We start from the raw sequence: 14073 nt of genomic DNA, 5'->3' as shown, positions 1-14073 counted from the left end.
ATTCGCTCCTTTCCTAACACAATCGAACATATAATTCCGAACTATATGTTTCACGCTAACTGTATCGCAACTTAAGTTATACGTCTATTACATTCCACCTCGGTGGATAAAAGCAGATAGAGTAGACAATATTACTTAGAAGCAGATGGCGGCGTCGGCGGAGCGCCTACTAATCCAAGCCTACTCAACGGCGAAGCTGTAGAGTGACGCATTACCATAATTACGCCAAAAACAAGCAAAGACACGCCTATAATCAGCCAATAAGTTGCTACATAAGATACGCTTGCAGCCCATTGAGCAAAAATATCAACACCAGGAAGAATTTGCCATATTAAATAAAGTGCATACAAACACGCCAACACACCAATCGTAATCATAGAGCTTCCTACAATTTGAACGCTAATTGAGGAACGTCGATAAGCTGGCATATCCATTCCACTACTGCGAGTGCATGCGAGCATAATAAGCGTTACAGCACCAACGATAAGTAATGACATAAGAACGTCAGAAACTCTATGCCAATGCGCTGCAACCAACGAAAGTTCCACAAGAACGCTTATAAAAGCTGCAGCTACCGCTGCCCATGCGCGCCAAACACGCGAAACTGCGCAAATAAGCAACGCACATGATGCAGTAATAAGTAAGGTATGACCTGAAGGTGCTGAATTTGCAGACAAATATTCAATACTTATAAGCATTGGGCGCGGAAGAATTTTTTTCAATGGTTCAGCAGCAGCCGAAAGAATAATAATTCCAGCACATTGACCAAGAAGCCACCAACGTTTACGAATACAAACTACTATGAGTGAAACAAGAGCAATTATTATGCTAGTAACTATAACAACCATAGAAACGCTTATAGGTCGCAAACAAAATGCAAGCCAAGATGGCGTACCATGAGAACCAAATCCATCAATTACCATTTCTTCATAGCTTTGACCAAGTACTGTTTGCACACTAATAAACCATATGAACGCAGCAGAAGCCAAGAAAACAATTGCAATAGCAACACACCACAATATGGTAGATATTCTAGGACGCTTTACAAGCTGACCAAGCTGATCAATATCATCTGCATCTGATAGAGAATCTTTAGAAGATAACTGATTAGTCGAATACGACAAATCGGACGAGCCAGACAAATCAGACAAATCAGATTGACGCTTAGTTTGTTTCACAAACTGTTTTACAGACTGTTTAGAAGATTTTTCTTCATTATTTTCTGGAAATAAAGGCGATATTTTTTCGTCATTATCTTCAGATGAGATTGGAGAAAATGGCGTAATAGTATTAATCGAATCCAAAGGATGCGAATAGTCACCACCTTCACTGTTGCGATTAACATCTTGCGAAGTTCCACCTACCGGCAGCGCATCATTTTTCTCAGCAGAATCATCATGCTGATTGTCAATGCTATTGGATTGAATTCCTGCAAATTCTTCACTCATACTTTAGACTTTACGACAGTATTTACGACCGCGCTAGTTTTACGCATAATAAAACCTCCGCGCACCCACCAGAGGCCACTTACCCTTGCTGCATTTCTGCCCTGGGGGGATTGGGTGACTTAGTGCCACACGGAGGCTCTATCTATATTACACGATTTTCGCTACATGTCGAGTAGTAATAAATTATGCGCGCCACACGCTCTTGCCGTGCTCTTTTGCAAATTCAGTATCTTCATCAAGCTGAGACTCGTTAGCTTCAACATCACCAGCAATATAGCGTTCAACTAATTGACGAGCTTCACTATCTTCATGCTGAACTGCAGGAGACTTCATAAAATATGAACTTGGAGCCAAAACCGGACCAGAAAGCTTGCGATCCAAAGCAATTTTTGCGGCTCGAACAGCATCGATAACAATTCCGGCAGAATTTGGAGAATCCCAAACCTCAAGCTTGTACTCCAAATTCAAAGGAACATCACCAAAAGTAGTACCTTCCAAACGCACGAAAGCAAACTTGCGATCATCCAACCAAGCTACGTAGTCAGAAGGCCCAATATGAACATTATGCTCATCCATTTCATGAGGCACGATTGAAGTTACTGCACGAGTCTTAGAAATCTTTTTGGACTCAAGTCTTGAACGCTGAAGCATGTTCATAAAGTCCATGTTTCCACCAACATTCAGCTGATACGTGCGATCCAAGCGCACACCGCGATCCTCAAAAAGTCGAGCCATAACGCGGTGAGTAATAGTTGCACCTACCTGACTTTTAATGTCATCGCCAATAATAGGAACTCCAGCATCACGGAATTTTTGCGCCCACTCAGGATCAGAAGCAATGAAGACTGGCAGACAGTTTACAAATGCGCATCCAGCTTCCATTGCAGCAGTTGCATAAGCTTTATCGGCTTGCTCAGATCCTACTGGAAGATAAGAAACAAGCACATCCACATGCTTATCTCGCAAAACTTGAGCAACGTCAACAGGTTCAGCTTCGGACTCATCGATCATTTCACGGTAATAATCACCTAAGCCGTCATAAGTTGGACCACGCAATACTTCTACACCCAAATTTGGTACATCAGCAAAACGAATTGTGTTATTTTGTGAAGCGCCAATTGCTTCACTTAAATCATGCCCAACCTTTAGAGAATCAACATCAAACGCCGTAACAAACTCAATATCGCGCACACGATACTGACCAAATACAGCGTGCATCAACCCTGGAATTTTCTCACCGTCATCAGCGTTTTTGTAATATTCAACGCCCTGAACCAGCGACGAAGCACAATTGCCGACACCGGCAATGGCAACGCGGATGCTCATATAGACTCCTTGCCCTGCAAAATAAGCGACATTACATTATGCCGCACCATACACATTTCATAATACTATTGCTTTAACAAATATGTACTAATATTCAATATTTTTAATCTTTTCTAAACAAAAACATGCTGTTTTGTAGAAAAATTCAACACCGGACGCTACGGTGGAATGTATGGTTGCACGTAAAGATGGAAGACGAGCGTTTACTTCGCATGAGAAAGCTACTCGAAGCATATCGTCACAATCACAAAAAAATACGAATATGCCTTCATCTGTCCCACCACGCGGACAAGAATCATATCGTCCAAATTCGTATTCTTTTGAATCAAACAAAAGCAGCCGTAATTCAAGATTCGAACGTTCTCGCGCAGCAACACGCAGAAGGCGTCGTAGAACTTGGCGAGGCAGACATCCTATTATTTTTTGGGCGCTTATCGTTATTTTTGTGCCAATTTTGCTAGGCACAATTGTTTTTGCTTATCTGTATGCAACTACAGACATACCGGCACCAGACAAAGTTGCTATGGCAGATAAGACGAAAGTGTATTATTCAGATGGCAAAACTGAATTAGGTTCGTTCGCTGAGCAAAATCGCGAAATTATCAATTGTTCAGTACTACCTAAATATGTTGGTAAAGCAATAGTTGCTTCAGAAAATCGTTCCTTCTACCACGATGGCGGAATAGATTTTAAAGGAATTGGACGCGCACTACTTCATAACATCACAAAGCACGGGCGTTGGGGCGGCTCAACTATTACGCAACAATATGCGGAAAGATATTATCTCGGTGAAACAAAAACTTATTTTGGAAAACTAAAAGAAGCTATTTTAGCTTTGAAAATTGCGCAAACTCAAGATAAAAATACAGTACTTTGCAATTATATGAATACTATTTACTTGGGTAGAGGAGCATACGGAATTCAAGCTGCAGCCAAAGCATATTTCGGCATAGAAGCAAAAGATTTGTCACTTTCGCAAGCTGCACTTTTAGCAGGTATTATTCCAGCACCAAGTAGCTGGGATCCTGCAATTGGTCCAAAAGAAGCAGGCATTCGTTTTAAGCGCGTGTTACGCATTATGAAAGAAGATGGCTACATTACAGCCTCTCAGGCAGCGCAAGCAAAAATGCCTAAAACTATTACTCAGACGACTCAAAACATTTACGCAGGTCAACAAGGTTACTTATTGCATATGGTTCGCGATGAGTTAACTAGGAATGGCGCTTTTACACAGGAAGATCTCGACAGTGGTGGATATCGCATTATTACTACTATCGATAAAGCTAAGCAAGATTTAATGTTCAAAGTTGCAAGTCCTTCTCAAGATGGACGAGGAATTGTGCCAGAAGGACTGCAAGTTGGCGGAATTTCAATAAATGCAAAAGATGGTTCAATCATTTCCGTTTACGCAGGAGACGATTATCTAAAGAAACAGCTTAATAACGCCACACAGGCACTTTATGAGCCAGGCTCTACTATGAAGCCTTTTGCACTTATGGGAGCAATTCAGGCTGGCACTAGCTTGGATACGATGTTCAATGGCAATTCTCCACGCAAGTTTGATGGGATCGATAAACCTGTTGGAAACTTTGCAAACATGAGCTATGGCACCATTAACTTATACAATGCAACTGCAAATTCTGTGAACACAGTGTATATGGATTTGCAAAGTAAACTTGGCGCTAAAAAAGTTGCTCATACCGCAGTTATGGCAGGCTTAAATCCTGAACGAGTCAATGGTAAGAATCCGTTTACTGTGCTCGGAAACGATTCTGTACATGTAAGCGAAATTGCGCGCGCATATGCAACATTTGCAAACCAAGGAAGACGCCCAGATTTGCATATTGTTGCCAGCGTAAAAAATCCTGACGGTAAAGAGTTCTACCGTGCACCAACAGCTGGAAAGCAAGTATTCTCACCAGCCGATGCCGCTCTAGCTACAAAAGCAATGATTGGCGTAGTGCAACATGGTACAGCAACTGAAGCTCGCGCTGTAGGTAGAGAAATTGCAGGAAAGTCTGGAACAGCAAACGATGAAACTGCTGGTAGCTTTGTAGGATTTACGCCAAATATTGTTACCGCATTTGCCATATGGAATCCAGACGCAAAAGGTAGCCCACAAGTAATTAAACCGTTCCACGGATATCTTGGCGGAAGCGACTACCCTGTACACTTGTTTACAAGATACATGCGTCAAGCGGTAATAGGAACCCCGAATACTAAATTCCCTGAAGCAAAAGACACAGGCAAAATTGGCGGACCTGATGGAAAATGGGGATTAGGCGAACAACACACATTCACGCACGCAAAAACTGAGAATGAAGATAAGGATAAAAACAAGGACAAAGATAAAGACAAGGACAACGACAACGATTTAGACCTTGATAGCCAGCTGTATGGTCGTGACGATTCATCATCGGGCGGCGTTGGCAGTTACGATAATAATTCTGGCGGTCATGGTTATGACAATAACTATGACACAACTGGAGGAAACTAGTAAATCAACTGTAACTAATTTACAAACAGATATGCGAATAGCTATCTAAATAAATAACTAAATAGTTTATTAATTAGTTTTGCTTGTTTGTTAATTAGTTTCGACTCAAAACAATGTTCTCAAGCATTTTAGCAGTCACATTTTCATAACCGTTAAGTTCTGCGTGATGCTTGCTTTCAGATATGTTTGCGCGCGAAAAACCTGTTTGTGCAATTACAGTTGCTCCGGAATTAATTGCGGCAGTAAGACCAGATAGAGAATCTTCTATGGCAATGCAATTAGCCATCTGCTTTGCAACTTCCTCGTCCGTACCCTCAATGCCAACCATTTTTCCTGCAGCAAGATATGGCTCAGCACTAGGCTTCGGTTTAAATCCATCATCTCCACACACATACCCAGCGAAAGCGCCTTCTGGAGCGTGATTCACAATATTTTCAACCAAACAACGCGGCGAATTACTCACCAAAATTGAAGGAATGCCAGCATCCGTAAGGCTTTTAAGTACGTCTAAAACTCCTGGAACCCATGGCACGGATTCAGCTTCACGAGCAGCAACGTAATCAACCATACCTTTGCCGATTTCTTCTACAGTAAGTTTTGTACCGCTTGGAATCATTTTATTGGCAACAGTTTCAAGGGATCCGCCGGAACATTCCCAAGCTAAATCTTCATCCCAGTAACCACCGTATTTTTTTACTAAATAAAATTCCGACTCATGCCAATACGGCTCGGAATCTATAAGAGTGCCATCCATGTCCCAAAAAACTGCACGCAACACATGTTTTTCTTCACTAGAGTTAAGAGTACTTACACACACATTCGTCGTCTGTTCAGCCATTCACAATCCTTTATATTGCATATATTTGCTTTAGCTTTTGTAGCGCATTATTTCGCACTAATTTTGTATTACTTTTCGCACTATTAATTCTTCTCGCTAATTTCTCACTTAAGCACAATAAGTAGCCATGCCTACGTTACTATATGCTCCACGCTCTCCACAACACCACAGATTTTTCATCCAAAGACTTTCGATTTTTATAATTACTGTTATAGCTTTCTGAAGAATACGACGAAGGTAACGCTCGTCTCTCTGCAAGAATATCCCGCCTCCAGCGACGCGCATTGCGAGAACGCTGCATTTCCACAATGTCACCATCTGCATTTGCAGCAAAAATATTGCGCTCTGAAGACTCTGCAGAATCAAGCAAATGCCTTACTTGTCTTTTCAGCTGTCGATTTTCTTCTTGCAAATCAAGTATTTGCATGATGCCAGCAAGATTAATGCCTTCATTTTGGCTTAAATGCTGAGTTTGCACAATCCTGTCTATATCTCGCAAAGAATAACGGCGAGCGCCACCTTCAGTTCTATGCGGCATTATTAAATGAAGCCGATCATACTGTCGTAAAGTTTGCGGGTGCGTATTGGTTAGGCGTGCCACATGGCTTACGGTAAATATTGGCAAATCAAGAACGAATCCTACTTCATCTGCCCCGTCAAGCGTTGCAGTACCACGCACTAAAGCAACTGCACACATTTCATACAGTGCTTTAGTTTCACGCGTTATTGGTGTCATAGCACGCCTTCCTTTGCCTTTTTTAGTATGTTTAAAGCACTGTTACAAGCAATTCAACAGTGTTTAACCTACTAAATTATCGTTAACTTAGTTTTGTCTTAATTTTTTAATTTCTTCAGCATAAGTTTCGCCAGCAGTTTTATCAAATTCTTTTGCAACGCGTCTAAGAGACATGCTCGAACGCTTTGGCAAACGAATCTGCACAACGCCAACAAAATCGCCATTTTTCCCCGGCACTCCAGCACCTTCTATACGAACTTCATCGCCGCTTGAAACACAAGCTGGAACTTTGAAAGTAACAGGGTTGCCGTCTAGGTCGTTTATACTAACTTTTGCACCATGCACTGCTTCACTTAACGTTAGCGGCAATGTAGAAATCAAATCGTCGCCTCGCAAAGTAAATTTATCTGATGCTTCTACTTGAACATGCAAGTACAAGTCACCTGCAGCACCACCGAACTTGCCTGGCTTGCCTTTTCCTTTCAAACGAATTTTCTGTCCGGTTTTTACACCAGCTGGAATATGCGTTTTAAAAGTTTCACCAGCCGCACGCAACGATACTGTAGCGCCTTTAAAAGCTTGCTTAAATGTGAGCTTTATATCGGTTGTTATATCTTCGCCAACTTCAGGCACATCAGCTTCCTGCGGTTGAGAATACCTCTCACCACCAAAGCCACTCATACCTTGGAATCCTGCTGAATTTTGAGAGCGCTGACCTCCACCAAACATGGAGAAAATGTCGCTCATATTTGGTCCAGCACCGTTGGATGTAAAGCGAATGCGCGAACCGTTTCCACCCATGCCACCCATGCTGCCCATGCCATAGCCGCCGTTGAACATAGAGAAAATGTCCGAGAAGCTCGACGCATCGAAACCACCAGCACCACCTGCTCCTCCAGCGAAACGAGCACCACCAGCACCAAATTGGCGGATAGCATCATAACGTTGACGAGTTTGACTATCTTTTAGTACGTCATAAGCTTCAGAAACATCCTTAAATTTTTCTTCAGCTTCTTTTGTTTTGTTTAAATCAGGGTGATATTTACGAGCAAGTTTGCGATACGCTTTGGTAATCGTTGCCTCATCTGCGTCTTTGGAGACACCGAGAACCTTATAAAAATCCTTAGCTAACCATTCATTTTCAGCCATTTGTGCCTCCTTTCTTCACAAGCACATTGGCTATTTCGCTTTTGACCAAATATAGTCTGCTCGTGCCAACTCTTATGAGTCAGCACGAGCAAGTTATGCAATAAAGTCACGACTAAGAGTTTCGTTAGTCATTACTTGGCGAAGAGACGACCACACGAGCGGCGCGAATAACGCGATCTCCTATTCGATATCCTGCTTCAACTACAGCATCAACAGTTTCTTTTGTAGCGTCTGGATCTGGCCTGTGCAAAATTGCATCATGCTTGGTCGGGTCAAAATCTTCGCCCTTCTCACCAAACTTTTCCACACCAAACTTTTCAAAAGCTTTATCTATCTTAGTTGCAACAGCCTTGAATGAATCATCCATTTCGCTATGCTCGCGAATGCGGTCAATGTCATCCAATGCCGGAAGCAATGCTGTCAGCACGTCAATAATTCCATGCTGTCTGAAACGATCCTGCTCTTTGGCAGAACGATTTCTGAAGTTTATAAACTCAGCACGCTCTCGCTGTAACGCTTCCAAGTACTCTGCAGCTTCTTTCTTAGCTTTACCTAAGGGAGTTAAACTGCCGCTATCCGCGTCTTGGCTGTCTTTCGATTCTGAGGATTCAGTGGAATTCGCTGTATCCTCAGAATTTGCGGAATCCGCAGAAACGTTAGCATCAGCTTGTGCATCAGCTTTCGTTTCTGCAGGATTTGCATCTTCAGCAGCTTTCGATGAAGATTGCGCAGACGATTTCGCAGAATCACCTGTAGCTTTTACATCCAGCGAGTCAGCATCTTCCATATCTTGCAAATATTCGTTGGCGTTAAAGTCGGACATTACTTGTTGTCCTTATCGCCCTTGTCGTCGTCCACCACTTCGGCGTCAACTACATCATCATCCTTAGCTGCAGAGCCAGCCTGAGCGCCAGCAGCAGACTGAGTACCAGCCTCGGCGCCAGCAGCACCTTGAGCACCAGCGGCACCTTGCTGAGCGTAAAGCTGCTGACCAATCTTCTGAGCAGAAGTCATTAATTCGCTTTGAGCAGACTTAATCTTCTCAACGTCGTCACCCTTCAAAGCTTCCTTCAAAGCATTAACCTTTTCGGTAACTTCCTTGGAGATTTCGTCGGAAAGCTTGTCTTTATTGTCGTTCACAAGCTTTTCAGTCTGGTAAGCAAAGGCTTCTGCTTGGTTGCGAACTTCAGCTTCTTCCTTACGCTTCTTATCTTCAGCTTCGTGAGCTTCAGCTTCCTTCACCATGCGGTCAATTTCGTCCTTTGGCAAACCGGAACCACCAGTAATAGTCATAGACTGTTCCTTACCAGTGCCCTTATCCTTAGCGGAAACATGCACAATGCCGTTAGCGTCAATATCGAAAGTGACTTCAATCTGAGGAACGCCACGAGGAGCTGGAGCAATACCAGTCAACTCAAAAGTGCCAAGAGGCTTGTTATCGCGAGCAAACTCACGCTCACCCTGGTAAACCTGAATCAACACGGATGGCTGATTGTCTTCAGCAGTGGAGAATACTTCCGAGCGCTTCGTCGGAATTGCAGTGTTGCGGTCAATAAGCTTTGTCATAATTCCACCCTTGGTTTCAATACCCAAGGAAAGTGGAGTTACATCAATAAGCAGAACGTCTTTGCGGTCTCCCTTAATAACGCCCGACTGCACGGCTGCACCAACGGCCACGACTTCATCTGGGTTCACGGACTGGTTAGCTTCCTTACCGCCAGTAAGTTCCTTCACCAAATCCTTCACAGCTGGCATACGAGTAGAGCCACCAACAAGAACCACGTGATCAATCTGGCTTACTGAAATTCCAGCGTCAGAAAGAACGTTGTTAAATGGCGTACGGCAGCGGCCGAGCAAGTCGGAAGTCATTTCCTCAAAGTGAGCACGAGTCAAAGTCTCATCCAAATGCACTGGAGTGCCGTCAGGAGTCATTGCCAAGTACTGCATAGAAATTGAGGTGGAAGTAGAAGAGCTAAGCTCCTTCTTTGCCTGCTCAGCAGCTTCCTTCAAGCGCTGCAAAGCAATCTTATCCTTGCTCAAATCAACGCCATACTTGTTCTTAACTTCGTCAACAAGCCAGTCGATAATCTTCTGATCCCAGTCGTCGCCACCCAAGTGGTTATCGCCATTAGTTGCTTGCACCTGAATTGTGGAGAATCCGTCATCATCCTTACCAATTTCAAGCAAGGACACATCGAAAGTACCGCCACCCAAGTCGAATACCAAAATGCGCTCGTCTTCCTTGCCCTTTTCGAGGCCGTAAGCCAAAGCTGCAGCAGTTGGTTCGTTAATAATACGAAGCACGTTCAAGCCTGCAATCTTACCTGCATCCTTAGTTGCCTGACGCTGAGCATCGTTGAAGTAAGCTGGGCATGTAATAACGGCATCGGTTACCGGCTCGCCCAAGTAAGCTTCAGCATCGCGCTTCAACTTCATTAAAACCTGTGCAGAAATCTCTTGTGGAGTCCACTTCTTGCCGTCGATATCAACAGTCCAATCAGTGCCCATATGACGCTTTACTGAGCTAATCGTGCGATCAACGTTTGTTACAGCCTGACGCTTAGCAACTTCACCAACCAAGATTTCGCCGGATTTGCTGAATGCCACAACAGATGGCGTGGTACGTGCGCCTTCAGCGTTCACAATAACGGTTGGGCTGCCACCTTCAAGAGTAGCAATGCAAGAGTTGGTTGTTCCCAAATCAATACCTACTGCGCGTCCCATAATTTCTCCTTAACTAGGTATTGCACCTTTTGTGCAATTACGCTTTCCTTCAAGTTTTGCAGTTACGTGAGCTGAGCTTTATTTAGATTCCTTATTGGAAACTAGGTAAATCACCAGCTTTTTTACTTTCCAAAACTTGAGTCTACTACACTCAACTTGTAAAAGTCAACTTTTATTCCCAAAAATTACAAAAAACTTTATACAACTAGACTCAAGTTTTGCAATTTAAGCAAAATTAAGGGGAAATTCTGCAAAATTCAGTAGCATTCACGCGCTGAACTTAAAACGACGCAAAGAATTATCCAGAGCATTGTAGCGCGCCAAAACACCAATAAGCGGCGTGCCAATACCGGTTATGAGTTTGATTGCTTCAGTTGCCATCATTGCGCCAACAATAGCTGCAGTCGCGCCCAATACTGCCGATTTTGGCACTTTTTCTTTAGGCGGAGGACAAGGGTACAAGTCGCGCAATCCTGGTCCCTCCCCAGGCATAAAAACGCTTACTTGACCTTCATAATAAAGCACCGATCCGTAAACTTCTGGCGTACCAGCACTCCAAGCAGCATCCGCAATCAAAAAGCGAGTAGCAAAATTATCGCAACCATCAATTATTAAGTCGTGACTTTCTACAAGTTGCTTTGCGTTGTCTTCATTAAATCTATCTACAAGGTTGATTTTTAAACCCGGAGATAACGCTTGCAGACGCTTAGCCGCAAGTTGCGCTTTAGATTTGCCACACTGATCGACAGTATATAAAGTCTGCCTTTGCAAATTAGAAAGCTCAACAACATCGTCATCACAAATCGTAATTTCGCCAACTCCTGCTGCAGCAAGCGAAAGCAAGCATGGCGAACCAAGTCCACCTGCTCCGACCATGCAGATTTTCGCATCGCGAAGTAACTGCTGATGTTCATGCGTAAAGCCCGGCAGGAGCAAGTGGCGGCTAGTGCGTTCCACCTCAAGCTCCTGCAGGTTGTCGTAAATTTTATTAATCGTCATGTTGAATAATATGCCGAAAAATTACAGTACAAAATTTACAGTACAGAATCAGCCCAAGCGCGACCTTCAACAGGCGAAGAAGCGAGCGCATGTTCACGCTTAGGAATACGGCCAGCATCGTGAGCAAGCTTTCCAGCAGTTACAGCAGCAGCCATTGCACGACCCATCTTCACTGGGTCTGGACAGCGAGTTACAGCGCTTGCAAGAAGCACACCAGAGCAGCCAATTTCGAAAGCTTTAACAACATCGGAAGCAGTGCCAACGCCGGCATCCAAAATCACAGGAACGCCAGCTTCCTTGCATTCTTGGACAATCAGCTCAATATTTCGAGGATTCAAAATACCAAGACCAGTTCCAATTGGAGCACCACCAGGCATAACAGCCTTCACACCAAGCGAAACCAAGCGACGAGCCACAATCGGGTCGTCATTCGTGTAGCAAAGAACGCTAAAGCCTTCTTCAATAAGCTTTTCTGCAGCAAGTAATACTTCACGAGTATCTGGAAGTAAAGTATCGTCGTCTGCAATCACTTCGAGCTTAATCCAATCAGTTCCAAGCGATTCACGAGCCATTTTTGCTGTAAGCACAGCGTCATGCGCAGTTTTGCAACCAGCAGTATTTGGCAAAACGTTAATATTGTGACGCTGCAACATGCCGTAAATATCCACGCCTGTTTTTGCGTGACGGCGCATTGCAACCGTGGCCACTTCCGCACCTGAAGCTACAAGTGACTTTTCCATAATGTCAATGCTCGTCATGCCGCCAGTGCCAAGCAAAAGCCTTGAATGTAAAGTCTTACCGCAAAGCTGCCAAGTATCGGCACTTTCTTCTGTATTATTTTCTGTCATTTTAAGCCTTTTATTTAAATTTTTTTGAAACTATACTCAAATTATTTGAAATCAGCCGCCTTGAACTGCGCTAAGAATCTCGATTTGATTACCATCACATATGACGGCTGATTCCCATTGTGCGCGAGAAAGCACATCGTCGCCAATTGCGACCGCTATACCAAGTCCTGCATCCGAACCATAACGTTGCGCAATAAGCTGAGCAACAGTTAATCCGTCTTGCGCTTCAACAATTTCACCATTGACTACGATTTGCATAATCTAACCTTTACTAACTAAAAGCTGAATTACTAAAAGTACTTTCTGCATCACACTTACGTCTATATTTGAACGCTTCACACAATTCGCAGCGGAATATAACGAATTCACTGGAATTAGCGATTAAAAGCGAGCAGGATTGCAGCTTTCCAAGAAGCCCTTTTCCTTCTCGGTCAATTCTTGCTCAAGCACAAGCTTTGTAGTCAAAGAAGAACCCAAAGCGGTGAGCAAAATGCCGTGACGGAAGTAACCAGTGGAAATCGTGGTATGCGTCTTAGGATCAATACCAATGAATGGCAAATCGTCCGGAGTTCCAGGGCGACCGCCAGCGGTAACCTCAGTAATCGAGCATTCCTGAATGCCAGGAAGCACGCTTGCAGCATCGCGAAGTAAGTCGAGTACGCCACCAACCTTTGGAATATCGCGGTCATCTTCGCGAGAAGTAGCGCCAAGCACAAGCTCGCCTGTTTCCTTAGCGCGAGGAACCAAATAAACTGGACGATCATGCACAAATCCACGAACCACAGAGCTCAAAATTGGGCGCAAAGGCTCTGGAATAGTCATACGAATCATATCGCCCCACACAGCGCGAAGCTTAAGCTGAGGAAGCATATCCTTAGCACCCAAGCCGGATGCCAAAACTGTGTCTGGACCCAAATCGTCTGGAGTGCTTGCGCGACGCTCAATAACAACACCGCGCTTTTCGAGTGCATCAATCATTGCTGCAGTGAAAAGACGAGGGTTGATTTGATGGTCGTCCGGCACGCTTACAGCGCCAGCAATAGTTGGCGAAAGAGCAGGCTCAATCTCACGAAGCTTACTCACAGAAATATGCTCAGCTCTACGGCCGTAACGATGCTGCAAGTTTAGCAACTCGTTTACGTGCTCGTTATCTGCAGCGTCACCGCCAATTACGTAAGAGCCGCACTCTAAGTAGCCAGTTGGCTTATCGGTGTACTTTGCAACCGAATCAACCAATTCCTTATACATAGTTGCAGACTCAAACATAAGAGGATACAACGCTTCTTGCTGATATTGCATTTCTGCGGTAGGAGCTAACATGCCAGCAGCATGGTGAGAAGCGCCCGAGACTGGATCTGGATCAATTATGCTAACTTTTACGCCAGCTTCCGTAAGTCTCCACGCTGTTGCTAAACCAATAATACCTGCACCAATAATACGAATATTTCGCATAATACTCCTTCCCTACGGCGGCATTACCCGCATCAGGTTTACGGTCGGCTTTCGCC

Annotated in this window: 12 protein-coding genes and 1 other RNA gene; 1 reads left to right on the top strand and 12 read right to left on the bottom strand. The window is 44.0% G+C overall.

Annotation, left to right across the window (positions count from 1 at the left end; translation table 11 throughout):
* Positions 1-131: 131 nt before the first annotated feature.
* The 3 genes from HXT59_RS02380 to HXT59_RS02370 all read right to left on the bottom strand — a co-directional run bounded on the left by HXT59_RS02380 (position 132) and on the right by HXT59_RS02370 (position 2774).
* On the bottom strand, positions 132-1448 hold the full coding sequence (locus HXT59_RS02380; protein ID WP_076003094.1) for a phosphatase PAP2 family protein: 1317 nt from the start codon (positions 1446-1448) through the stop codon (positions 132-134).
* A 45-nt stretch (positions 1449-1493) separates the two neighbouring features.
* An RNA gene (gene ffs, locus HXT59_RS02375) (signal recognition particle sRNA small type) lies at positions 1494-1590 on the bottom strand.
* A 41-nt stretch (positions 1591-1631) separates the two neighbouring features.
* On the bottom strand, positions 1632-2774 hold the full coding sequence (locus HXT59_RS02370) for an inositol-3-phosphate synthase (protein ID WP_033888408.1): 1143 nt from the start codon (positions 2772-2774) through the stop codon (positions 1632-1634).
* Positions 2775-2946: 172 nt separating this feature from the next.
* On the opposite strand from HXT59_RS02370, the gene HXT59_RS02365 reads away from it, so the two are divergent.
* Positions 2947-5271 (top strand): transglycosylase domain-containing protein, encoded by a 2325-nt coding sequence (locus tag HXT59_RS02365; RefSeq protein ID WP_076003095.1) that lies wholly within the window; start codon positions 2947-2949, stop codon positions 5269-5271.
* Positions 5272-5365: 94 nt separating this feature from the next.
* On the opposite strand, the gene HXT59_RS02360 is transcribed toward HXT59_RS02365, so the two are convergent.
* The 9 genes from HXT59_RS02360 to thiO all read right to left on the bottom strand — a co-directional run bounded on the left by HXT59_RS02360 (position 5366) and on the right by thiO (position 14017).
* Positions 5366-6109 (bottom strand): HAD family hydrolase, encoded by a 744-nt coding sequence (locus HXT59_RS02360; RefSeq protein ID WP_004108086.1) that lies wholly within the window; start codon positions 6107-6109, stop codon positions 5366-5368.
* Between the two features lie 139 nt (positions 6110-6248).
* Positions 6249-6845: a heat shock protein transcriptional repressor HspR gene (locus HXT59_RS02355; protein WP_004108108.1), complete on the bottom strand. Its 597-nt coding sequence runs from the start codon at positions 6843-6845 to the stop codon at positions 6249-6251.
* 87 nt (positions 6846-6932) lie between these two features.
* A complete protein-coding gene (locus HXT59_RS02350; protein ID WP_116440689.1) occupies positions 6933-7994 on the bottom strand; it encodes a DnaJ C-terminal domain-containing protein in 1062 nt (353 codons plus the stop codon).
* A 124-nt stretch (positions 7995-8118) separates the two neighbouring features.
* Positions 8119-8817, bottom strand: a complete 699-nt coding sequence (grpE, locus tag HXT59_RS02345; RefSeq protein WP_004108116.1) for a nucleotide exchange factor GrpE — start codon at positions 8815-8817, stop codon at positions 8119-8121.
* Positions 8817-10718 carry a molecular chaperone DnaK gene (gene dnaK / locus HXT59_RS02340; RefSeq protein ID WP_004108125.1) on the bottom strand — a complete coding sequence of 634 codons (1902 nt, stop codon included), beginning with the start codon at positions 10716-10718 and terminating at the stop codon, positions 8817-8819. Before dnaK ends, grpE begins: the two co-directional genes overlap by 1 nt.
* 267 nt (positions 10719-10985) lie before the next feature.
* Positions 10986-11717, bottom strand: coding sequence for a HesA/MoeB/ThiF family protein (locus HXT59_RS02335; protein WP_033888410.1), 732 nt, complete (start codon positions 11715-11717; stop codon positions 10986-10988).
* Between the two features lie 35 nt (positions 11718-11752).
* Positions 11753-12565 carry a thiazole synthase gene (locus tag HXT59_RS02330; RefSeq protein WP_004104776.1) on the bottom strand — a complete coding sequence of 271 codons (813 nt, stop codon included), beginning with the start codon at positions 12563-12565 and terminating at the stop codon, positions 11753-11755.
* Between the two features lie 51 nt (positions 12566-12616).
* Positions 12617-12823, bottom strand: coding sequence for a sulfur carrier protein ThiS (thiS, locus tag HXT59_RS02325; RefSeq protein ID WP_004108127.1), 207 nt, complete (start codon positions 12821-12823; stop codon positions 12617-12619).
* Between the two features lie 123 nt (positions 12824-12946).
* Positions 12947-14017, bottom strand: a complete 1071-nt coding sequence (gene thiO / locus HXT59_RS02320; RefSeq protein WP_004104781.1) for a glycine oxidase ThiO — start codon at positions 14015-14017, stop codon at positions 12947-12949.
* Between the last annotated feature and the right edge of the window lie 56 nt (positions 14018-14073).

The organism is Gardnerella sp. KA01001 (assembly GCF_049244025.1).
Taxonomy (GTDB): Bacteria; Actinomycetota; Actinomycetes; order Actinomycetales; family Bifidobacteriaceae; genus Bifidobacterium; species Bifidobacterium swidsinskii.
Note: the sequence above shows the minus strand (reverse complement) of the source record. Positions and strands in the feature narration are given on the sequence as shown.